The organism is Methanoregula sp. (assembly GCF_050010295.1).
Taxonomy (GTDB): domain Archaea; phylum Halobacteriota; class Methanomicrobia; order Methanomicrobiales; family Methanospirillaceae; genus Methanoregula.
Genome location: NZ_JBEKLH010000001.1, coordinates 518,706 through 540,020, shown reverse-complemented (window position 1 = coordinate 540,020; position 21,315 = coordinate 518,706). Strand labels below are relative to the sequence as shown.

The window sequence follows — 21,315 nt, the reverse complement described above, 5'->3', positions numbered from 1 at the left end:
TTCTGATAATAAAACCCCAACTACGGAGGGTGAAAGAGAAAATTCATCCCCCCGGACATCGCCAAAAGTTTCGGAACCGCCGTAGAACCCCTCCGGCCCTCGACCTGCCCCCCGCCACACACCAAACCCGTTCCACGCTCCAGCTCACGAAGGATCGAATTCTCCAGGTCTTTTTCAGAAAAGGAATCGGGAAGTCCTAAAAAATCGAGCAAATACAGGCTCCTGAATACAAGATCCGGCGTCATCATGTCTTCATCACGCAACGCTTCAAGCTCTTTTCTCGCGAGTTCCTCCGGCTTCCTTGAAAGGGCAGTCCGTTCGAAGAGCATTCCCCGGATCTTTTCCTGGAGCACCCGGACACTCCACCGTCCGGGCCGGCACATTTCTGTAGAGAATTCCCGGGCAAGCGGATCCCCGATATAGATAATAGTCCGGAAATGGGTCCACCCCAATTGTCCACTCAGTGAGTGGACTATCGAACGGTTCGGGAAAACCTTTGCAAAGCGAATCATGTTGAAGAGATTGGTTCTCGCAAACCCGCGGCCGTACCGGCCTGATAACCATCCCCGGATACCAGACCCTGTCTGGCAGACCCGGCCGCAATTCTCTTAAATATGTGAGCACACATAAATATGTGTGATGATGTGATGCCGAACATGACGCTGTCCCTCCCGGAAGAGGTCTACCAGATCGTGAAAGCGCACAACGAAGTACGGTGGAGCGAAATTGCACGGCGGGCAATTGAGGATTACGCCAGGAAAATTGAACTCATGAACGCCATTACGCAGGGGAGCGAGCTCACGGAAGATGATATCATGTCGCTTGATCGGAAAGTGAAGGCGGGGATCCAGAAACATTACAAGAGCCGGGCTTCAGGAAATACCGGCAGGAAAGCAGACATCACCTGAATGAACGGATGCACACCCAATCCTTCAACTACATGACCAAGGCAGGGCTTGATGAAACTTGTCATAGATACCAACCGGATCATCGGTCTCCTCAGGGATTCCAGTTCGAGATAGATTCTCCTGCACGATTCCTTCTCCTTCTTCGCCCCGGATTATATCGAGACCGAGCTCGCAAAACACCGGCCTTACCTGGTGAAAAAAGCAAAAATTCCCGGACCCGACTTTGATCTCCTCTTCCATTCCCTGCTCGGGCGCGTGGTCCTCGTTCCTTTTGAAGACTTCGGGCACGAATACCATCGTGCGATGGAGATCATGGAAACGGTTGATGAAGATGATGCCCCGTTTCTCGCTGTCGGCCTTGCCCTTGGTATAACAGGTATCTGGACAGAAGACCGGCATTTTACCAGGCAGGATCTCCTGACGGTCTGGTCAACCCGTGACCTTGTCGAAAGAATAGAGCGGTTTGCCCGGGAGTAAGACGTCCGGCAGTACATCCCCGGGCCCCGCTAAAATCTTTATCGTACCACCAGGACAGGAATCCCGTATGTGCACAAGCCCACCCGGTGCCCGCAAAGGAGACCTGTTTCGGCACAACAATCTTATTCTGGTTAAACAGACTTAACCATAATTATCGCGTGTAACTCTGCCTTACCAGACTTACATGCAGAAACCGAATGGATATTCTGGAGAAGAAGAATTATGATCGAAAGCCGGATGGGAATCACGGTACGCCAGAAAGGAGGATACCAGGCATATATCCCAAAGCCCCTCCCCCCGGATCCGCCGGTCCATTTCGATGACGAGCTTCATCACCTCCTCTCAGAAGCAGACCGCGCCCTCGCACGCTTGGACGGCATGACCACGATCCTCCCCAACGCGGATCTCTTCGTCGCCATGTACGTGAAAAAAGAGGCACTGCTCAGCTCCCAGATCGAAGGGACGCAGGCCTCGCTCCAGGGAGTGCTCGAGTTCGAAGCAGATATGGTCCCGGGTGACGACATCAACGAGGTTAAGGAAGTCATCAATTATATCAGGGCAATGGACGAGGGACTCGGACGCACACGTCACGAGCTCTTTTCCCTGGAGATCCTGCAGGAGATTCACCGCATCCTGCTCGAAGGGACACGCGGCGGTAAAAAAGAACCGGGGAAAATCCGCACGGTCCAGAACTGGATCGGACCACCAGGTTCGAACCTGCATTCAGCAACCTTCATCCCTCCCCCACCGGAAAAAGTGCAGGAATTATTAGAAGATCTCGAATCGTTCATCGTGGCCGGTGACCGGATACCGCCCCTGATCAAGATCGGGCTTGTTCATGCGCAATTCGAGACGATCCACCCGTTCATTGACGGGAATGGCCGGATGGGGCGGTTGTTCATCACCTTTTATCTCTGCCAGAAAGGCATTCTTGCCCGCCCCCTCCTTTACCTGAGCATCTACTTAAAACAGCACCGGGAGGAGTATTATTCCCTGCTCCAGGAAATCCGCATGGAAGGTGACTGGGAATCATGGCTGAAATTTTTCCTGCGCGGAATCATCGAAGTATCAAACGAAGCCCTTGCGAACGCGAGGGAGATCATTTCCTTAAAAGAACGGCTTATCGATACGCTTGTTAAAAATAACGTCGGGGGGCTCAATGCGGTCCGACTCCTCAGCCTCTTGTTCACAAAACCAGTCGTCACCGTTACAGATATCAGCTCAAGCCTTGGCATCAGTCACCAGCCTGCCTATGATCTGGTAAACCAGTTCGAAAAACTGGAAATTCTATCGGAAATTACCGGAAAAAAAAGGTACAAGAAATATCTCTTTACTGATTACCTCCGGATCATCGAGCGGGGGACCGGGCAGTAATCGTCTTTTTTATAAACTACGGCCCTGGCCCACGCGGCTGGAGCGGAGTATATGCCGTTCAGAATGAAGGGCAGATTTGAGAAAAACGGGTATACAATTCAGAATGAATTGTATGCACGGTTAATGGAAATGCTGAAAGCATTTTCATGTCGCGATTTTCAAATCGCTTCGAGCCCCATTTAGCGTCAGACCCTCATAGCCTAAAAATCGCATCACTCTTTCTTTTTATTGTCCCGGTAAAAATCGATCAGCTTGTTGATGATAGTATCATAGCTCTCTGATTTCTTCCCAAGGTCCGCAAGTTTGTCCCGCGTTTCCGTCTGGATCTTGATGGTTGTCAGAGGCATCTCTTCTTAATCTGGCCGGATATACCAAGTATGTAATTATCATACTATTGGATAATTATATCCATAATGGATACGAATATACCGTGGTGCCTGGTGAAGATGGAAACGAAACGGCCGGATGCCAGCCGGAACGGGGAGGGACGACCTCGGGAGCCAAATCCCTGTCTAGACGTGGCGCTCCTCCGTATCTCGCACCATTCGCCAGTCACCGGAATAACGGCCATACGGGAGACCGTACTTTATGTACACCCGGTGCCGGGGAAGGCAACCTTCTTCTACCTCTGCTACATGCCCGGGCCATTGGGCCGGCCGATGATCAGCCCGTTCGCAGACCGGTACGATGCGGCCGCATTCATCACAGGGCATGCAGGCCGGAAGCTCCGGGGGATCACGGAAGCGGAACGCCGCCGGGTCCGGGAATATTTCCCGGACGTGTTCGGGAGGGGGGACGGGGATGGCTGAGATACATGGTGATCCGTGCACCGGCACAGTCCGGTGTCTGGATGTGATGAAAATAAAAAAACAGAACTCCGCAAAAAATTTCTAAAACTAGCATGATACAAGGTAAGTGAGGAAACAACCATGACGGACTCCACCATATTCGAAGACCGCACGATCAGGCGCCTCATCGTCGGCATCGTTGTGGGGCTGGCCCTCGGGATGATCCTGGACATTGTGCTGGTCGTGTTCAGGGGTTCGGCGTACATGCCGGTCGTCTTTTTCGTCGTGCTGATCGTGGTCCTGGCGGTGCTGGTGCGGTGGTCGAAGGGGCTGGAGTGAGTCCCGCCCCCCCACTATCCCGGTTCTTCCTTCATCAGGTTCCGGATCTGTTTTTTAAGAACCGGTAATTCTTTCTGAATACTTGTCCAGAGAAGATGCCAGTCGACTCGGAAATACCGGTGCGTTACAATATCCCGGACCCCGGTAAGCCCGCTCCAGTCCACTTCGGGATGGTTTGCGATCAGGGATTCCGGCAGGTTTTTCGAAGCGTCGAACCCCAAAGGGGTGAAACGGGAGAAGAACCCGCAGGGTTCTTCGACAATTCCCCTATGACCTGGAGATTACGGAGGATCGCATCCTTCGTCCGTTCATCAGCCATCAGCTGATCAAAGGAAATACCCCGGGTGAATTCTTCGATCTTTTCCACGGACTGGGAAATATCATACAAAAGAAGCGTGGAAGATCGTTTTCAGACATACACGACCTCGTGCAGGACCTGGTCGCGGATAAGGGGATGAAGGCCCTCGGGGGTAACGAGATCGACCCTGAAACCCGGCCGGATTTTTGGTATCATACATAAAAAATGGGAGAGATTCAGATTATCGGACCAGGGACCCATTTATACTCAGAATTAAGATCTCTGGCATCCAGTGTCCCTATCTGGGCAATGACCGGTGTCATATTGCGGGCCACCGGGGGAATGTTCTCTTGTATCGTAACACGATACGTTGTATCGGTTACTGAATGCTGCATTCCGCCATTTGCAATAAGTTCGATCCTGACCGCCATTTTATCGTTTACCTTGTCCCGTGGCTGCAGTGAATCGGGAATATAGATAATCGTGGAATAGTTTTGGACCGACCCGGAACCATAGACCCATTGGGTATATGGTGATGATGTATATGGCAGCACCGGTGATAATGAATCTGAAGTGATATTTTTTATCCGATCTCCGTCAGGGTATTTATGGGAGAACTCTGCATGGAGATCTGTCAGATTCCTTCCGATACTCTGGAATGCAAGCATTTTTCCGTACGGTGTCATTACCAGCACGGACTTCCAGTTCCCAAACGACTGGTACTGAAGTTCTTCATCGGTAAAAACCTGCTGGCTATCCCGGACGGGAAGGGGGATGATAATATCTGTGACAAGACCCGTCTGGAATTGTTCAAGACCATCGATATCAATAGTATACTTGTAGTATCCTGGATTATTGTTAATATATGAAATCGCCCCAATCCAGATAATTGCGAAAAGGACGAGAATAAATGTGATACCAATCAAAATATTTTTCCATGATATACTGGTCATGCGATCTCGCTCCTGAAGTTCTATAAGTTTTTTCATCGATACTATAACATAGACAAAAATAATGGGTTTTATCCTTTAAAGATTCAGGTCATGGCCTTGTAGCATAGTTCACAAGCCCCATGTCGTAGCGTTCTCCATAAACCAGACAATCCTTGGTGTCCTGGACTAACGTTGGATCGTCACCCCAGTTGGATACTGTGTTCATTTCGTTGTTGATATACTGCCGGTACTGGAGCGCAAATGCTGCAAGGTTATCCGCAGAAGCGCTCACGTCAGTGATATAATAATAGTACGTATTGCCGTTAATCGCGTTTACATACGTCTTACTAGAATTCCAGTTCGCATCAACGTATGATTCATAGGCTGCATGGTTGGCCAGGTAGACTACTGCATAATGGAAAGGTTCTGACATATCTGACATGTAATGCATTGAATATGACAGATCCTTGTACCCTGTAGAGGGATCAGTACCACTCCTGATCAATGGCCTGGCCGCATTTGCCCAATCTTCAGCTTTTTGCGGAGCACCGGTGATCGCATAATGATCAGCAGATCCTGACCGATCGGGCTCTGAAGCATATTGGTATAAAATGTTAGTATAATAACTGTTGACTCCCATTTTTTGGCCGGCAACCTTGGCCATGTCGTTATGCTCTGCAGAGCAGCCAGGATAATAACATCCTGCCCATTGAGGGGTTATAGTTCCACTCATGGTATCTGATTGTGCCAGAATTTTCCCTGCTCTTGAGAGAACATCCGCTTTCTGGGTATTGGAAAGGCTTGTTCTTCCTTTGACAATTTCTTGTAATTGTTTTATAAGGATGTTCCTTTCCTTTACATCTCCATTGGAAGTCGCTCCCAGTTCTTTTATCATTTCGGTGAGTGTTTCCTTTTGAGTGCTATCACTGATCGTAATTGGTTGCGGTTCGGTCAACTGTTTCGCTGAGTCATTGACAGCACTCACCATCGGTACCATCGCCATCGCCGCCAGCAGCAGAGCCAGCAGGACAACGCTCATTTTATGTAGGTTCATTTGTTACCTCCTTGTACATTTTTCATACGCTACGCTCGGAGGCACGGGAAAACCTTCATAGGATTTACGATAATGATCTCATGCCTGCGGGCGGACCGGGTTCAACGAAGTTCGTCTCTTGGTGAACCCGTAATTTCTTTCGGGACAACCCCCGGCTGTCCACGAATGGGGATTTCGCTACGCGATATATAACGATTCTAACGCAACCGTCTACCGGATACAGGATCACACAGGGGCCCTGCAGTCGGAAGACCTTCACGGGGTGGCATATGTTTGTTTACAAAAGGCCCCTGAAGTGCGGGGGATCATGTTGCAAAACCGGCCCGCGATACTATGAAAGTATCCGGGATTTGTCTTTTTATCCTGATATGCCTCTCCCGGAAATATTATTGTTTGGAAAGAAAAAAGATAAATATGAATTTTTATCTTTCAATTTCGCTTATTTTCATTTTAGTTTTTTTTTGTTCCGGGTGCACGATGCAAAATCCCGCAGTAATCGAAAAAAATACTACGAAAATTGTTGAAGATCTCAATAAAAGTCAAAGTTATTACGATACTTTGGTACAGTCTGACCCGATGAATGCGACAGCATGGGTCCTGAGAGGAAATTACTATAACGACGTTAATAACCAATATGAAAAAGCCTTGCAGAATTATGATCGGGCTCTTGAATTAGATCCTGCGAATGGATATGCGTGGTATTCAAAAGGAATTACCCTTCAAAACATGCACCAGATTAATGAATCAAAAACCAGCTTTGAAAATGCAAAAAAATATGGTTTTGATAAATAGGTTAATGGTCAACAGTTCGAAAAAAAATAGGAATTAATAGGTTACCTGGTTTGACCAACGGGTTAAATAATACGCCGACGGGACTGCCCCCGGAGGAAAATCGCCGTAGTGCTGAGAATATGTTATGTACTGCCCTGATGAAGGTAACAGTTTGTTCTTCCAGACTTCAGCGAATGTTGTATAATATTCGCTATCTGTTCCCTGATCAACCATAACCCATTGCGATCCATTCCACCTCAAAAGTTGTGCAATAATGTTCGTAACAGGGAATGCGGTGGGTGTATTTGACGTACTTGCCCAATAGTTAATAACTCCGGGAATAGCTGATGTGGCACTGTTTGCAGTCGCTACATACACTATTACTGAAGGGGATACCAGAGTTTTAGACGATTCTCCGGATTGAGATGAAGTGGCAGAAACCGCTTCCGTCCTCTGATGCAACGAATGGAAGTCTGGGATCTCAACTTTTATCTCCGAATAGGCTTTTTTCTTTTCATCCGATAGATTCACCCAGTATCCGGGAGCACTTTTTTCAAGACATTGTGCGGCAGTAACTACTTTGCCTTCGTTCTGATATGCCCAATTAATAAACCGAGCTGAATCTGAAGACGGTTGGACCATAACAGATTCTCCTGCACTCACCATCGGTACCATCGCCATCGCTGCGAGCATCAATGGCAGCAGGATGACACCGGGTTTCATTGGTTTCATGGTTTTTTCCTCCTGTTCATACGCTCCACTCGACAGGCACGGGAAAATCCTCATAGGATTTACGATAATGATCTTATGCCTGCGGACGGACCGGGTCCAGCGAAGTTCGTCTCTTGGTGAACCCGTAATTTCTTTCGGGACAACCCCCGGCTGTCCACGAATGGGGATTTCGCTACGCGATATATAACGATTCTAACGCAACCCTCTACCGGACCCTTGACCGGTAGACGATCGCGCTAGAAACGTTAAGTGCCGGGTACCGAAATCCGCTTACCGGTATACTATGAAAGTATCCGTGATCAGTCTGGTAATCCTGGTCTGCGCCATCGTGCTCATATCGGGAGTTTCTGCACAGGATGTCGACACCCGTGCCGGGTATTCAGTAACCCCGGCCGGAAACCTGCACCTGCCTGCGGTTATGTCGCCCATGACCGCTGGCACTATCACCCAGGGGCAGACTAACTGGTATTCATTAGTGGTCCCCTCAGGAAAGACGTCCCTGACCGTGGACCTGAACTGGGGATATGCCCCTAATTCGCTTTCGCTTACGGCCATCGCCCCGGACGGGACCATCGGCCCGTTTTATGATGCATCCGACGGGGTAATGGATGGGAGAATCTTCATGACGATCAGCAGGACCGGCGGAATTGCTCCCGGGACATGGAAGTTCAGGGTGTATGGAGTGAGTGTTTCAGGGACCCAGAGTTATAATTTTATTATTTATTAAAACAAAAGCATAAAACTCATATCCCGTCATGAGAAATAGTCATTGATGGAACCCTCTCAGGTGAGGGCTGTTGCCCTCATCATTTCCCTTTTTCTGGTTGCCGTGCCGTCCGCCACAGCAGGTACCGGCGGATATGGCGCGGCCCCGGGCCTGGCCGGTGCATTGCCGGGTCAGGACCCCGTGCCGATATCATTCTGGGATCTCACGGTGCGGGAGATGCTCATTGCAGTATCCCTGTCTTTTTGTCCGGTGCTCATGTACCCGGTTGAGATCTTCTTCTTCCTGAAGATGATGGCGGCCCTCGGGTACCGGAAAGTCGAGCGGAATGCCGTCCTGTGGAACCGGAACCGCCAGAAGATCTATGATTGTATAGCAGCAAACCCGGGCGTGAAGTTCAATGCACTGGAACGGCTGACCGGAGTAAAAGAGGGAACCCTGAAGTACCACGTGCTGATCCTCGGGATGAAGCGGAGGATTGTTTCCTTTGGCAGCGGGAGGTCAGTACGGTATTTTGAGAACAACGGCCGGTACAGCGAACTGGAAAAGAAGGTGTTCCTGCACCTGCAGAACCCGACAACGCGAAGGATCCTCGAGATCCTTGCCTCTTCCCCGGAAGTCTCCCGGAAGGAGATCGCAGGGATCCTGGGCATTGCCGGCCCGTCGATCACCTGGCATACGAAGCGGTTGTCCGGCGACGGGATTATCACCACCAGTAAAAAAGGGAGAGCAGTCCGGTACACGCTCTGCCCGGCGGGGGCGGATATCTTCAGGCGGTTCCGCGGGCAGGATCCCGGGATGGCGTTCAGGAGCGCGGTAACCGGGGAGGAACCGGGGAAGTGAGGAGGGTTCACTATTCATTTCTGCGGACCTTTAAAATAATCAAATGCCAATGTGACTTTTTCATCGATGATACCGGAGAATGTGTCGTCATCTGTCCGGTTATAATAATGCAATGCTCCCGCAATGAAATCGGCGGCCTGGATACCGGGCTCATTCTTTGAATCGGCGTGCCCGATCTCAATGGGAATTGCAGTGAGATCAATTCCCAGGTTCTTTTCAAACGTTTTGTACACGAGATATTGATCGAAGGCTTCCCGCTGGATCCCATTAAGGGATTTATCAACGGTAATCTCAACAGGGCCGCCATCATAAAATTGCTGGACAATGTGGGAGATGAGAAACCCGGTCAGTAGTTGTACACGATCTGGTGATTCGATCGAAGATGCGGGTAGACCTGTTCTTTCCTGAGCACGCAGTAGGCGATATCCGCATCGGCAGCCGCGATACAGTTAAGGATTCTTTTCTTGATCTCCGGGCCGGAATTGTTGAACTTGAACTCAGGAAGTTCCTTGTATTTTTTCTTCAGTTTGTTTCTCCGGATTTTTGCAAAACACCGGCGAATCGTGAGCGGGTCGTGGACGATAGGGCCGCGATGACGAAGTAAGGCGATGAACGGCCCGTGAACCCGAGGTCTCCCGATTCGTCGATGTAGATCTTCACAGATGAAATATATGGGCGAGGAAGTATATTTGCATGAGGTTTTGACGCTTCCCGGGACTCGAAGCGATTAGATATGGGGGCCGTTTGTGAAAATAACCAGCGAGGTAGTGATTATGTCAAAAAAATTTGTCTATTGGTATTTTTCTATAGCCGGAATTACCGGTTCAATTATTGCAATCACCGGGATTAGTTATTTGTTATATTTCAACCCGGCCGTCAATTGTCCAGACAGTGGTCAGGGGATTTGCGGGATTATGTGACAGATGGAGATATTTCCCGAATAAGATCTCTCATGGTGCTCCCGCTGCGATGTCCTGCTCCCCGATGAGCCATCTCCAGGCCGGCAGGACGTGGATAGTTGTACCATCCTGCGTGATGGTCTCTTCCTGAAGATACGTGAGAATAATCCCCTGCTCAAGACCATGCACTGCCATTGCATTGGTAAGTCCGCTGAGTTCGCGCTCCCGGTTCTCCTGCATAAGCTCATAGCAGATCTGGATTGCGCCGGTGATCTTCCCCCGCTCTTCCGTTATGAAGTCACACTCTTTGGGATTTTTGAAAAAAAAGACGGACTTTCCCCGGCGCAGCAGCTCGATGAGTACAAGGTTCTCCAGAAGCCGGCCCTTATCGTCAGAGAACCGGAACGCCACGGCATTGCGCAGGCCGGTATCGATGCAGTAGAGTTTCTTGTCATTGACATACTGTTTTTTCAAGGAGAAATCGTAACGGAAGATCTCGATGACCAGGTACGCCGCTTCAAGGAACCCGACATAATCCCGGACCGAGACGACACTCTTGAAGCCGAGCGTGTTTTTCAGGGCATTGTACGTTGCCGGGTTTGCCGTGTTGGTGACCAGGTAATGGGCAAGCTGCCGGAACCCTTTGACCTCCCGGATCCCGAACCGGCTGATGATATCCCGGTAAAGGATGTCATCCCAGATCCGCTTGAGGTACTCAGGGTCGCCGGACTTCAGGTAATCAGGGAACCCGCCACCAGAAAGATACCGGTCGAATGCGGCGAGGATCTCTGCTTTCTTCTTTCCGGTGATCCGTCCGGTCGCAATCGACCGGAACTGCAGGTATTCCCGGAACGAGAACGGGTACAGGGTGATTGTTTGGTACCTCCCGGTGAGCCGTGTCCCGAGTTCCTGCGAGAGCAGATTTGCATTGGACCCGGTGAGGAAGACCTTGTATCCCTCATCGTGGATGCGGCGGATGAACCGCTCCCAGCCTGAAACATTCTGGATCTCGTCGATGAAGAGGGTTTTTACGCCGGGCGAGGTCTTTTCGAACATGAGCATGAGGTCAGAGAAGTCCGCCACGGTAAAGTCCATGAGCCGGTCGTCATCGAAGTTGATGTACAGGAAATCATCGTACTGCGCTGCCAGCTGGCGCAGGAGCGTGGACTTGCCGCACCGCCGGATACCAGTGATCACAACGATCGCGTTCGTCTTTACCATCCGTTTTGTGGCGATCTCCCGGGGTATCCCCGGGTCCTTTGCAAGGAAGGTCTCTTTTTGCGTGTGGACCAGTTCTTCGAGCTGCGATGCGGTGATCATTTACATTACCAATGTATGCTTTGTTAGTTTTATTTACATTGGTAATGTATAAAGTTGTCTGGAAGGACGATCCGCGGGCCTGGTGGCTGCAGGTTTATCCCACAGCCTGTGGGACAATTGCCCGGGTTCCGGGATTTGACGAACATCGGGGCTCGAAGGATTTTTAGAATCCTTCTCAAATCTGCCCTTCATCCCGAACGGCAGATACTCCGTCCTACAGCCAGCGTGAACCAGCCCCGATTTATTTCAGGTAAAAAAATTTGTAAAAAAATTACGCCCGGGTCTTTTTCTTCCCGTGAGCGATGACAGCCGCAAGATATTTGTCGGGATCTTTTTCAAGCCATTCTTTTCGTTCTTTGGTGTAATCTCCGCTTCCCTGATCATACATTTGGAGGAACCGGACCGCATCGACCGGCCCAAGTACTTTCACGAGTGCCTCGATACCCTGTTTGTGGATTTCATTCAGTGTCTTTGCTTCCATGTTCATTCACCTCCATGAGCCATTCAACGGGATTTCTGACTTCAATAGTTATCTGATGAGCGTGCCTCTTAATAATGTTGATGATCGCATCATCTGTCGTCAGCAGAACTGAGCCGGCAGATTCTGCACATGCAAGGTGCAATGCATCCGCCGGGTCGATACCAAGCGCCACAATTTCATGATATCGCCGGGAAACGGGTTTTGTAACCACAACATGTTCTTTTGCCAGATCCATGAGGTTCTGCGCTTTTTTCATCCGCGTTTTGTCAGCCATGCGTGAAATTTCAAAACTGACAGCATCGCTGGTAACCAGCGTCCAGTCCTGAGTGCATCGCACCAGGATCTCCTTGACTGCTTCTGATTCAAGATGTATGCGGTTCATCTTCTGGTCATCAAATGGCCGGCACAGGCAGCATACATCGAGATAGACTTTCACATAAACCTCCTGATTTACCATTCCTCTTCTTTATATCCAGAGAATCGGGATGCGTAAGGATAAGGAGCCCGGTTGGCGGGGTGAAAGTAAGGTACCGGAGATAATTTTTGTAAGAGGTGCAGGGAACAGGGCCGGTATCCCGATCTTCTCTTCTTTCCCTGTCCAGCCAGCAGGGAAAGATTTCTCCAGTCATACCCGAACGTTCACCCGATTTTCATCATCAGAATGCAGTACGGGTATTCCGGCTTATATCGCGGGCAGTCCTTTTCCAGACAGGGAACAAGCCCGACGGTTGGATCTTTTTCCCGTGCCAGCCTGACCCGTTCTGTTTCCATGCACCAGTTGCGGATTGGTTTTTTCATATGAGGGAATAGGTGGAGAATGGGATATGGCTCAGGCAGGGGGAGGGCGAAAGTGAATGGCTTGGGCTAAGGACAGTAGGTTTTGTAAAAAAAATGCAAATCAAATCCATATTGCGATGGTGAAGAGCGGGGTGGTGGATCGGTCTGGCGCTTCCCGGCCCCGACACGAAGCGTGGATGGTGTCCCTGATGACCGGCAATATGCGTGAAAAATATGTATCTCCAATTGAACACCTGGAGCATAAATCCGCCGATGGCTGATCCCCCAAAACCCCATCTTAGTGATTCCTTCACCTCGCCTCCCACGTCCTAAATCCCGTCTCCCTGACCTATCCTCTAACCAAACAGATCTACACAGGCCGGTTTTATCCCTCGCAAAAAGCCCGGTCTGGTAATCCGGGGCAATATCAGCATTTCCAGAAAAACCTTCCCAAAAAAGGGCCGAAACAGGCCGGTCGGCGAAATCCGGAAAAATGGAAAAGAAGCCCGATACAAGCCCGGATTGGCTTTTTTAACATTACTTAAAATCACTGGAAACAATCCGGGATAAGCCCACGCGGCTGGGAATTGATCGTCGCATCAGCGAAGAGAGCCTAATGGCTCTCTTCTCGTGTTCCTTCGTCACACAGCGAGGATTAATTGGAGAAGATTTTCTTCAGAAAATCTTGGACTTCTGAAAGGTCATCGGACCTTGAAGATGAGTAGAGTTCGTCAGAACTCTTCGACTGCGCCAGCCCCCATTAAGCGTCAAAACCTCTAACGTTTCCCACTTTTTTTCGCCCTGTAATCCGGATCCTTCTTCTCGTAAATCGAGAATAGTTCAGAAGGAGCGATCCCGAGAGCTGAACAAATCTTCAAAATAGTAGAAAATGTCGGGCTCCGTTTTCCGTTCTCGATGAGGCTGATGAAGGTCCGGTCGAGGCCGGCGAGTTTTGCAAGTTTCTCCTGGGAAATTTTTTTGGCTTTCCGCTCTTCCTGCAGCATCTTGCCAAAAATTTCTTCCTCGTGCATTTTCACTGATTGAGATTCGGTTGAAAAGAGGGTAATTTCTATCGCAGACTATAGTCGACAAATTTATCCTCCCCGCCCGCCAACAGAAACATTGGTGCCTGGTGAACCAATTTCGTCAAACCCCGGACCCAAAAGAAAATCCCGATCGGACACCCCCGGCTATAGACGCTTGGTCTGAACGTGATCGTTCCGGGAAAATCTCACCAGTCACCGGCATACGGGATGATGGCAGCACAATACTCCCGCGCCCGCCCGGTGCCAGCGAAGGAGACCTGTTTTTACCTCCCCGGTACTACATCGCGGCAGGAGACGGGCCGGTGATCCGCATACTCGGGTGCCGAGAAGATGTGGCGTCATTCATCATGGGGCTCTCCGGCCCGGAACTCCGCGGGCTAAACGAGCGGGAACGCCACCGGGTCCGGGAATATTTCACGGGATTCTTCGGGAGCAGGTGTGCGAGCACTGGAGCCGGCTGTACGGACCGGAAAAAAGACCGGCGCAGTCCTGTGCAGGGATGTGACGCGGCCCGGAACATTCTGCCGGGGATCGATAGCCAGAACAGATAATTATCGGCAGATTGTTCACGGAGATGACCAGACAAAATACAGGAGAAAACACTACTGGTCAATGCATTAATAATCCTCACGGTATACCTATCTGGTAACAGGAACCGGTCATGGATCTCCACGAACTGATCAGAGCAAAACGCGATGAGATCTTCGTACTTGCAGGCCGGTTCGGGATAAAAAATATCCGCATCTTCGGCTCCGTTGCACGGCACGAAACCCGCGAGGGAAGCGATATCGATTTCCTTGTGGAGTTTCCTTCCGGCACGTCACTCATAACCCATGCAGCATTCCAGAGGGAACTCTCCGATCTTCTCGGGTGCGATGTAGATGTTGCATCGGTCAATGGACTCAAAGAACACATCCGTCATTCAGTGATACAGGAAGCCGTACCTCTATGAGAACTGACCGGGACCGGCTTCTTGATATTGTAGAGGCAATCCAGCGTATTTCGGAAAAGCTTCCTTTGGGAAAAAAGGAGTTCATCGAATCCGACCTGCTTCAGGTATGGGTCCTTTACCATATCCAGGTAATAGGGGAAGCAGCAAACGGCATCTCTCCGGAATTCCAGAAACAAAACCCGAAAATTCCATGGAAAGATATCATTGCCATGCGCCATCTTCTCGTCCACCAGTATTTCGGCATCGATCTGGACGAAGTCTGGAATACGGCACACAAGGATCTTCCAACGTTAAAGTCAGAGATAAACCGGATCCTGGAACGGCAGTAATACCGGTAAAATACCGGTTCACTCGATCCGGAGGGACTGGTAAAATCGTTCTTCCCTTCGCCTCCTTCTCCGTCAAAGATCACCACACAATCTTCCTCCCCGCCATTTCCCGGGAACGGCGTCATAAATCCCATCCCCCCGCCCGGTCACCCGGTCGCCAGCGTCCCGGCAAACCGCGAGAGGGCGTCGAGGCACGCCTTCCTGTCCCGGGCGGAAACGGCCCGGACGGGAGTTGTACCGAAACAGGCCGCAAAAGCTTCCGGATGTGCTCCCTCGCAGCCGCACTTGTTCAGGAAGACGACGGAGGGCACCTGTGCGGCAGACAGGGTATCGTAGAGATGCCGGGTGAAATCGTCCAGCGGGGACGTAACATCCACGAGCAGGACCGCCCCGTCCATTCCTTTTGCTATGATCTCGCGGGCGAACCCGAACCGCTCCTGCCCGGGTGTACCGTAAATATGGATATGGAGCCCGTCCTCCAGAACCCGCCCGAAATCCAGTGCAACGGTCGTTGTCCCTCCGGCACAGTTCGCCTCGATATGCGTTGATTCGGGATCGAGGGTCCTGATCAGGGTAGTCTTGCCCGCACCGAAGGCACCGAAAATGACGATCTTGAGCCTGCTGCCGTTTGCCATCCGGATAAAAAATGGGCCGGGCAAAGTGTTGATGGTTGTGGTTTCCGAAGGTCGGCTTCTGCCTCCCTTCGAAATTCGGCTTTCAGCCTCACTTCTCTTCGTCGAGGTCTGAAGACCTCTCCGATTCTCCATCTCGAAGTCCTTGCGGACTTCTTCGATTTCCGAAGAACTGCACGAAGTGCAGTTCGAGGAGGAGAAGAACCCACCCGGGTTCTTCGAATTCCGAAGAGGTTCACCAGAAAAACGAAGTTCGGCTTTTTGCCTCACTTCTCCATCCGAAGAATTGAGCGGAGCGAGATTCGAGGACGAGAAGATTTACGAAGTAAATCTTCGACTTCGTCGAGGTTTTGAGAAACCTCTCCGATTTCGAAGAGGTTCATCCGGATGACGGAAATTCAATCTTTTATACTCCGCTGCTTTTCCGGTTTTTTTAATCAATAAATTCAATCATTAAAGTCGGATGGCAGATAATATTCTTGGCTGTCCTAGAGGATTATCCACTAGGACGTTTTTTAATCAGAATTAAAGAGACTTTGTATCAATGGTTCTGGTGCGTCTTTAATGCGTCTTCGAGACTTGATATTTTTCCATAAAAAAAATTCACAATTGCTTCATCAATTCTCCGAACTATTTAGCAACTAATTTCCTGTTTTTAAGATTGAATCCACGATAACGCACAAGACCCTCATCGCTCTTTTTGAGCTGGCTTAGGGCCGAACTACGGGCCGGTACGCACCTTTCGGTACGGTGATCTCGAACCGCGCCCCGTTCCCGAATGTACCTGTTTCCTCAATCGTAATCCCGGTTATCGAGAGGATCTCCCGGGAGAGGAAGAGCCCCAAGCCGGTATTCTTGCCAAAGTTTTGTTCGAAGATGAGCAGTTTATCTTCATCTGGTACACCCCGGCCGTTATCCCGCATAAAAATCCTGAGACCGTCGTCCGTCTTATGATAGGAGAGGCTGACACGGGTCACATCGCCGCCATGCCGGAGTGCATTGTCGAGAAGGTTGTAGAATACTTTCTCGATGAGCGGATCGGCAAATATTTCGTACTCATCCGTCGGCATATCAAGGGAAATATCGAACATCAGGAACTGGAGCGTCGCATGCCGGAAGAGCTCGCTGACGTTCTGCCACCGGGGCTCTTTTATCCCGAGATGCTCGTACCCCTTCGTAAATTCGATCTGGCCGTTGATTGTATCTGCGGCTTTTCCGGCGATGCCGATCAATTTTCGCGTCTCCTGATCCAGATGGTTCGTGTCGATGAGATCGAGGGCGCTCCGGAGTGCAAGAACCCGGTTCCGGATATCGTGCCGGGTGATGCCGGAGAGGAGTGTGAGTTTCTTATTTGTCTGGAACAATGCTTCCTGGGTCTGTTTTTGGTCAGTGATGTCCCGGATCGTCCCCTGGAAACCGATGATTGCGCCATCCCGGTCTTTTTGCGGGACGGTCGTTATGAGCGTGTTGATTATAGTACCATCTTTCTTCTTCAGATTCACCGGGTACTCTTTTGAATATCCCTTCTCTTTGATATAGGCAAGGTGGCGTTTCCGGTCACGTGAATTCTCATACAGGTCCCTGACATTGACTTTCTGCAGTTCATCCCTGCCTGCATAGCCGAAGAAATGGACGGCTGAATCGTTGAAGTCTAACCATCTCCCGTCAATCGACGTGATGAACACGCAATCAAAAGATGTGGTGAAGAACGCCCGGTATTTCTCTTCGCTTTCCCGGAGCGCATCTTCGGCCCGCTTCCGGTCAGTAATGTCCTGGTTTGCTCCAAAGTGCCGGACAATCCTCCCCTCGTTATTCACGATTCCTGTCAAACGGACAACGATGTCGCGCACTTCGCCATCCCGGCGGATGATGCGATGCTCCAGCTGTACGGTATGATGGGAATCAATCGTTTCCTGTACTGCACGTACCACATTAAGAACAGTCGGTAAATCGTCCGGGTGGACGAATTCCCGAAAATAAATATCTGCAGGCATGAGGGTGCCTCCTTCCCTTTCGGCCGAAGTGCCGTACAGCTCGTAGAACCGGTCATCGAATGTAAACATTCTGGAATCGATATCATACTCCCAGTTCACAAGGTTTGCGAGATTCATCGCATTGGTTAGCTGGATCTCCCGTCCCAAAAGCGCCTCTGCCGCCCGCTTATGTTTGGTGATGTCACGTGCAATCCCTAAGATTGCGTAGGGTTTTTCGCCGTGGAGCATGAGAGATCCTTTCGTCTCGACGTCCACGAATTCCCCATTTTTTTTCTGTAACCGGTATTCCACAAGATCCGGGTGAGAGCCGCCTTCAATAAAGGTTCTGGTTATTTCTTTGGCTTTTAAAAGCTGTTCACCGCTAATCAGGGATGTGAATGAGAGGTGGGAGATATCATCCCTGGTGTAACCCAGCAAGGCAAGGGCAGCGGGATTCGCATCAATGAAATTACCTTCGAGATCATGGATATAAATGCAGTCGAGAGAGCGCTCAAAGAGCGACAAGTACCGCTCCTCGCTCTCTTTCAACGCCCGTTCTGCCTCACGTTGTTCCACGGATTTCCGGATTTTGTGGGAGAGTTCAGCGAACTGGGCAACTGGATCACCGCCCTTCTGGAGATAGAAATCCGCCCCGTTCTCGAATGCGGCGATCGCAATCTCTTCCCGCCCTCTTCCCGTGAAGATGATGAATGGGATAGAATTTCCCAACCCCCTGACCGTCTTTAAAAATTCGATCCCGTCCATCTCCGGCATCTGGTAATCGGAGACGATCGCATCATACCCGCCATCCCTCATAGTGTCCAGTGCTTGTCGTGGTGAGCATTCGGTATTTACAGAAAAATTACCGGTCTGTTCAAGATAAAGTTTGCAAATTTCAAGGAGGGCGATTTCATCATCGACATAGAGCACCGAAATCATGAAAAAAACGCCTGACACCTGATCCTTTTAATATAACTTGGGAGTTTTAAAGGAATTAATACCTGCGTTTTTCAGGTGATATTGCATTACGGTTGATAACAAATATTTCACCTCGTTAAAATTTTCAAACCAACTGCAGACGCAACTGAACCCCGGCCCCAGATCATACAATTTTTAATGATACTATCGGCAAATTACCCCGGCGGGCCATTTTTCCAGGACAATGGAATAATTCATATTTTTTATCCAAATGGATATCAGAAAGATAAAAGCACAAACAAATAATCTTCTCATTAGCCTTTTATTTGTCGGGATGAAAGTATCGATCACCAATCGCCAACGCATCAGAACCATATCAATTGGCTCGGAGAGGCCCTGGTGCGGGGGTGGCATCGTTTGGATGGTAGAATGTACTCTTATAATTTTTATAATTCCGGTGTAACCCGACCGGTTAATGCCGGATTCTACGAGGTCGAAAAAAGGAACTTGGGTATTGGTGTTCTGGTTCCGGGACTGGAAAATTATACCGCGAGGTAGTCGTTCGGCGTGGGCATCTGCTCTTTTAAGCCCTTGCGCTTGCGGATGCTGACCACGACGTCCTTGACCATGTTGTTGGGCACGAGCTCGAAGCCCGAGAACTCGGTGTTCCACATGGCACGCCCTTCGGTTGCGGACCGGATGTCACCGGCAAACCCGAAGAGCTCGGCCACCGGGGCCTTGCCGACGACCGTGATCGTGTCGCCCTCGCTCGCCATGTCGAAGACCTGGCCGCGCCGCCCCTGGATCTGGGAGGTTGCGGCACCCATCTGGTCCATCGGGACCGTGATCTGGATCTTCTGGACCGGCTCGAGAAGCGAATCGCCGGCGAGCAGCAGGCCGCCCTTGATGGCGCCGCGGACCGCGGGGATGACCTGAGCCGGGCCGCGGTGGATCGCGTCCTCGTGGAGCTTGACATCGACGAGGCGCATCTTGAGGTTCTGGACGGGCTCGTCCGCGAGCGGGCCGCCGGCGAGTGCCTCGTGGATACCCTCGATGATCAGTTCCATGGTCTCGTTGAGGTACTGGACACCCTTGGTCATGTCGAAGAGCATGTTGGTGCCCTTGATGTCCTTGACGTTCTTGGCCTCGTCCTTGTCCATGCCGGCTTTCATGAGGATGTCCCGGCGTTCGATGGCCTGCTGGTTCATCGAGACTTCGCCTTTCTTGATCAGGTCCACGATCGCATCGGGAAGGGGTTCGAGGTCAAAGTAGAAGCGGTTGTGGCGGTTCGGGGACTTGCCTTCGACCGACTCGACCTTGCCGGTCACGGTCTCACGGTACACCACGATCGGCTCGGAGGTGACGATCTCGACACCCTTGTCGCGCTTGATACGGCCGGTGACGATCTCGAGGTGCAGTTCGCCCATACCGGAGATCAGGTGCTCGCCGGTCTCTTCGTTGATGGCGATACCGAGGGTCGGGTCTTCCTTGGCCACCTGCCGGAGCACCTCGACGAGTTTCGGCAGGTCCTTCATGTTCTTCGCCTCGACGGCAACCGTCATGACCGGCTCACTGTAGTGCTTGAGCGACTCGAACGGCGTCATTTCCATGAGGTTGGTAACCGTAGACCCTACAATCGCATCCCGGAGACCGGTGACAGCGGCGATGTTCCCGCCGACAATCTCCTCGACCTCGACACGCTTGGGGCCCATGAAGATGCCGACCTGCTGGAGACGGTTCTCCTTCTTGGCCGAGCCCATGATATAGAGCCCGTCGCCCCGCTTCAGCTTTCCTGAAAAAAGACGCCCGGTGGCGACTTCCCCGGCATGGGGGTCGAACGAGATGTCGGTGACCATCAGGGCGACCGGACCATCCGGGTCGCAGGTGATCATGGCCCTGCCTTCCCTGGACTCCTTGTCCCCGTGCCAGATGACCGGGATACGGCGTTTCTGTGCATCGAGGGGGTTGGGGAGCTGGTTTACGACGATATCGAGCAGGACATCGGAGAGCGGGCTGTGCTTGGCAAGATACTTCATGTCCCCTTCGCGGCACTTGTTGTACACATCCTTGAACGAGATGCCGCTCTTCTTCATGAACGGCGCAGAGACTGCCCAGTTGTAGAGCGCGGAGCCGAAGGCGACCGTGCCTTTTCCGGCGTCAAGTTTCCAGCCGTTATTGTAGGCTTCCTCGTTCATCCCCTTGATCAGCTTGTTGACCTTGTCGATCACTTTGCCGAGCCGGATCTGCATCTCCATCTCGTCGACTTTCAGCTCGTTGATAAGACGGTCGACCTTGTTGATGAAGAGGATGGGGCGGACCTGCTCCTTTAAGGCCTGCCGGAGCACGGTCTCGGTCTGGGGCATCGTGCCCTCGACCGCATCGACGAGAACAACGGCCCCGTCAACGGCACGCATGGCACGCGTGACGTCGCCGCCGAAGTCGACGTGGCCCGGCGTATCGATCATGTTGATCAGGTAGTCCTGGCCTTCATACTCGTGGACCATCGAGACGTTGGACGCGTCGATGGTGATACCCCGGGCCTGCTCCTCCTCGTCCGAGTCCATGAAGAGCTGCTTGCCGGCAAGTTCTTCCGAGATGATGCCGGCGCCGGCGAGCAGGTTGTCGGAGAGGGTCGTCTTGCCGTGGTCGATGTGTGCCACGATACCGATGTTCCGAATATGTTTCGGTTCCTTCATGAGCTCAGTTACGCGCTCGACTGATTTTTTGCCGCGGACCATGAAAATAACC

At 51.1% G+C, this 21,315-nt stretch carries 28 protein-coding genes and 1 pseudogene; 12 read left to right on the top strand and 17 right to left on the bottom strand.

Features of this window, described 5'->3' with window-relative positions:
- Window positions 1-20: 20 nt before the first annotated feature.
- The gene (locus ABSB80_RS02895; protein ID WP_428368001.1) at window positions 21-572 is read right to left on the bottom strand and encodes a DUF1016 N-terminal domain-containing protein; all 552 of its coding nucleotides are present in this window, start codon (window positions 570-572) and stop codon (window positions 21-23) included.
- An 84-nt stretch (window positions 573-656) separates the two neighbouring features.
- Here ABSB80_RS02895 and ABSB80_RS02890 point away from each other — a divergent pair, with 84 nt between their 5' ends.
- From ABSB80_RS02890 to ABSB80_RS02880, 3 genes are all read left to right on the top strand, one after another.
- Entirely contained in the window at window positions 657-908 is a 252-nt protein-coding gene (locus ABSB80_RS02890; RefSeq protein WP_428367954.1) for a hypothetical protein, read from the top strand.
- 114 nt (window positions 909-1,022) lie between these two features.
- Window positions 1,023-1,385, top strand: a complete 363-nt coding sequence (locus ABSB80_RS02885; protein WP_428367999.1) for a PIN domain-containing protein — start codon at window positions 1,023-1,025, stop codon at window positions 1,383-1,385.
- A gap of 222 nt (window positions 1,386-1,607) precedes the next feature.
- The gene (locus ABSB80_RS02880) at window positions 1,608-2,759 is read left to right on the top strand and encodes a Fic family protein (RefSeq protein WP_428367952.1); all 1,152 of its coding nucleotides are present in this window, start codon (window positions 1,608-1,610) and stop codon (window positions 2,757-2,759) included.
- Window positions 2,760-2,971: 212 nt separating this feature from the next.
- Here the strand turns inward: ABSB80_RS02880 and ABSB80_RS02875 are convergent, their stop codons facing one another.
- Window positions 2,972-3,106: a DUF7557 family protein gene (locus tag ABSB80_RS02875; RefSeq protein ID WP_428367950.1), complete on the bottom strand. Its 135-nt coding sequence runs from the start codon at window positions 3,104-3,106 to the stop codon at window positions 2,972-2,974.
- Between the two features lie 66 nt (window positions 3,107-3,172).
- Here ABSB80_RS02875 and ABSB80_RS02870 point away from each other — a divergent pair, with 66 nt between their 5' ends.
- Both ABSB80_RS02870 and ABSB80_RS02865 read left to right on the top strand, forming a co-directional pair.
- On the top strand, window positions 3,173-3,568 hold the full coding sequence (locus tag ABSB80_RS02870) for a hypothetical protein (protein ID WP_428367948.1): 396 nt from the start codon (window positions 3,173-3,175) through the stop codon (window positions 3,566-3,568).
- A gap of 120 nt (window positions 3,569-3,688) precedes the next feature.
- A complete protein-coding gene (locus ABSB80_RS02865; RefSeq protein WP_428367946.1) occupies window positions 3,689-3,886 on the top strand; it encodes a hypothetical protein in 198 nt (65 codons plus the stop codon).
- Between the two features lie 14 nt (window positions 3,887-3,900).
- On the opposite strand, the gene ABSB80_RS02860 is transcribed toward ABSB80_RS02865, so the two are convergent.
- The 4 genes from ABSB80_RS02860 to ABSB80_RS02845 form a co-directional block, all read right to left on the bottom strand.
- On the bottom strand, window positions 3,901-4,107 hold the full coding sequence (locus ABSB80_RS02860; protein ID WP_428367944.1) for a HepT-like ribonuclease domain-containing protein: 207 nt from the start codon (window positions 4,105-4,107) through the stop codon (window positions 3,901-3,903).
- The gene (locus tag ABSB80_RS02855; protein WP_428367942.1) at window positions 4,068-4,253 is read right to left on the bottom strand and encodes a HepT-like ribonuclease domain-containing protein; all 186 of its coding nucleotides are present in this window, start codon (window positions 4,251-4,253) and stop codon (window positions 4,068-4,070) included. The genes ABSB80_RS02860 and ABSB80_RS02855 overlap by 40 nt, the downstream gene beginning before the upstream one ends.
- Before the next feature lie 167 nt (window positions 4,254-4,420).
- On the bottom strand, window positions 4,421-5,137 hold the full coding sequence (locus tag ABSB80_RS02850) for a hypothetical protein (RefSeq protein WP_428367940.1): 717 nt from the start codon (window positions 5,135-5,137) through the stop codon (window positions 4,421-4,423).
- Window positions 5,138-5,225: 88 nt separating this feature from the next.
- The gene (locus tag ABSB80_RS02845) at window positions 5,226-6,155 is read right to left on the bottom strand and encodes a phospholipase C/P1 nuclease family protein (protein WP_428367938.1); all 930 of its coding nucleotides are present in this window, start codon (window positions 6,153-6,155) and stop codon (window positions 5,226-5,228) included.
- Between the two features lie 492 nt (window positions 6,156-6,647).
- On the opposite strand from ABSB80_RS02845, the gene ABSB80_RS02840 reads away from it, so the two are divergent.
- The gene (locus tag ABSB80_RS02840) at window positions 6,648-6,962 is read left to right on the top strand and encodes a tetratricopeptide repeat protein (protein ID WP_428367936.1); all 315 of its coding nucleotides are present in this window, start codon (window positions 6,648-6,650) and stop codon (window positions 6,960-6,962) included.
- Window positions 6,963-6,995: 33 nt separating this feature from the next.
- On the opposite strand, the gene ABSB80_RS02835 is transcribed toward ABSB80_RS02840, so the two are convergent.
- Window positions 6,996-7,673 carry a hypothetical protein gene (locus ABSB80_RS02835; protein ID WP_428367934.1) on the bottom strand — a complete coding sequence of 226 codons (678 nt, stop codon included), beginning with the start codon at window positions 7,671-7,673 and terminating at the stop codon, window positions 6,996-6,998.
- A 283-nt stretch (window positions 7,674-7,956) separates the two neighbouring features.
- Between ABSB80_RS02835 and ABSB80_RS02830 the strand changes: the two genes are divergently transcribed.
- The gene (locus ABSB80_RS02830) at window positions 7,957-8,400 is read left to right on the top strand and encodes a pre-peptidase C-terminal domain-containing protein (RefSeq protein ID WP_428367932.1); all 444 of its coding nucleotides are present in this window, start codon (window positions 7,957-7,959) and stop codon (window positions 8,398-8,400) included.
- Window positions 8,401-8,445: 45 nt separating this feature from the next.
- On the top strand, window positions 8,446-9,240 hold the full coding sequence (locus ABSB80_RS02825; protein WP_428367930.1) for a winged helix-turn-helix transcriptional regulator: 795 nt from the start codon (window positions 8,446-8,448) through the stop codon (window positions 9,238-9,240).
- Window positions 9,241-9,254: 14 nt separating this feature from the next.
- Here ABSB80_RS02825 and ABSB80_RS02820 read toward each other — a convergent pair whose 3' ends face one another.
- Window positions 9,255-9,566: a DUF3800 domain-containing protein gene (locus ABSB80_RS02820; RefSeq protein ID WP_428367997.1), complete on the bottom strand. Its 312-nt coding sequence runs from the start codon at window positions 9,564-9,566 to the stop codon at window positions 9,255-9,257.
- A 56-nt stretch (window positions 9,567-9,622) separates the two neighbouring features.
- Between ABSB80_RS02820 and ABSB80_RS02815 the strand changes: the two genes are divergently transcribed.
- On the top strand, window positions 9,623-9,844 hold the full coding sequence (locus tag ABSB80_RS02815) for a hypothetical protein (protein WP_428368003.1): 222 nt from the start codon (window positions 9,623-9,625) through the stop codon (window positions 9,842-9,844).
- 8 nt (window positions 9,845-9,852) lie between these two features.
- On the opposite strand, the pseudogene ABSB80_RS02810 reads toward ABSB80_RS02815, so the two are convergent.
- From ABSB80_RS02810 to ABSB80_RS02785, 6 genes and pseudogenes are all read right to left on the bottom strand, one after another.
- Window positions 9,853-9,900, bottom strand: a pseudogene (locus tag ABSB80_RS02810) (hypothetical protein); the annotation flags it as partial.
- A gap of 290 nt (window positions 9,901-10,190) precedes the next feature.
- The gene (locus tag ABSB80_RS02805) at window positions 10,191-11,459 is read right to left on the bottom strand and encodes an ATP-binding protein (protein ID WP_428367928.1); all 1,269 of its coding nucleotides are present in this window, start codon (window positions 11,457-11,459) and stop codon (window positions 10,191-10,193) included.
- A 271-nt stretch (window positions 11,460-11,730) separates the two neighbouring features.
- Window positions 11,731-11,940 (bottom strand): hypothetical protein, encoded by a 210-nt coding sequence (locus ABSB80_RS02800; protein ID WP_428367926.1) that lies wholly within the window; start codon window positions 11,938-11,940, stop codon window positions 11,731-11,733.
- Complete coding sequence (locus ABSB80_RS02795) at window positions 11,918-12,397, bottom strand: PIN domain-containing protein (RefSeq protein WP_428367924.1); 480 nt, start codon at window positions 12,395-12,397, stop codon at window positions 11,918-11,920. Before ABSB80_RS02795 ends, ABSB80_RS02800 begins: the two co-directional genes overlap by 23 nt.
- A 182-nt stretch (window positions 12,398-12,579) precedes the next feature.
- Window positions 12,580-12,738 (bottom strand): hypothetical protein, encoded by a 159-nt coding sequence (locus ABSB80_RS02790; RefSeq protein WP_428367922.1) that lies wholly within the window; start codon window positions 12,736-12,738, stop codon window positions 12,580-12,582.
- 755 nt (window positions 12,739-13,493) lie between these two features.
- Window positions 13,494-13,748: a helix-turn-helix domain-containing protein gene (locus ABSB80_RS02785; protein WP_428367920.1), complete on the bottom strand. Its 255-nt coding sequence runs from the start codon at window positions 13,746-13,748 to the stop codon at window positions 13,494-13,496.
- A 317-nt stretch (window positions 13,749-14,065) separates the two neighbouring features.
- On the opposite strand from ABSB80_RS02785, the gene ABSB80_RS02780 reads away from it, so the two are divergent.
- The 3 genes from ABSB80_RS02780 to ABSB80_RS02770 all read left to right on the top strand — a co-directional run bounded on the left by ABSB80_RS02780 (window position 14,066) and on the right by ABSB80_RS02770 (window position 15,044).
- Window positions 14,066-14,314, top strand: coding sequence for a hypothetical protein (locus ABSB80_RS02780; protein ID WP_428367918.1), 249 nt, complete (start codon window positions 14,066-14,068; stop codon window positions 14,312-14,314).
- A 110-nt stretch (window positions 14,315-14,424) separates the two neighbouring features.
- Window positions 14,425-14,715: a nucleotidyltransferase family protein gene (locus tag ABSB80_RS02775; protein WP_428367916.1), complete on the top strand. Its 291-nt coding sequence runs from the start codon at window positions 14,425-14,427 to the stop codon at window positions 14,713-14,715.
- The gene (locus ABSB80_RS02770; protein ID WP_428367914.1) at window positions 14,712-15,044 is read left to right on the top strand and encodes a HepT-like ribonuclease domain-containing protein; all 333 of its coding nucleotides are present in this window, start codon (window positions 14,712-14,714) and stop codon (window positions 15,042-15,044) included. The genes ABSB80_RS02775 and ABSB80_RS02770 overlap by 4 nt, the downstream gene beginning before the upstream one ends.
- Before the next feature lie 146 nt (window positions 15,045-15,190).
- Here the strand turns inward: ABSB80_RS02770 and ABSB80_RS02765 are convergent, their stop codons facing one another.
- The 3 genes from ABSB80_RS02765 to ABSB80_RS02755 all read right to left on the bottom strand — a co-directional run bounded on the left by ABSB80_RS02765 (window position 15,191) and on the right by ABSB80_RS02755 (window position 21,305).
- The gene (locus ABSB80_RS02765) at window positions 15,191-15,679 is read right to left on the bottom strand and encodes a GTP-binding protein (RefSeq protein ID WP_428367912.1); all 489 of its coding nucleotides are present in this window, start codon (window positions 15,677-15,679) and stop codon (window positions 15,191-15,193) included.
- 707 nt (window positions 15,680-16,386) lie between these two features.
- Window positions 16,387-18,588, bottom strand: a complete 2,202-nt coding sequence (locus ABSB80_RS02760; RefSeq protein ID WP_428367910.1) for a PAS domain S-box protein — start codon at window positions 18,586-18,588, stop codon at window positions 16,387-16,389.
- 521 nt (window positions 18,589-19,109) lie between these two features.
- On the bottom strand, window positions 19,110-21,305 hold the full coding sequence (locus ABSB80_RS02755; protein ID WP_428367908.1) for an elongation factor EF-2: 2,196 nt from the start codon (window positions 21,303-21,305) through the stop codon (window positions 19,110-19,112).
- Between the last annotated feature and the right edge of the window lie 10 nt (window positions 21,306-21,315).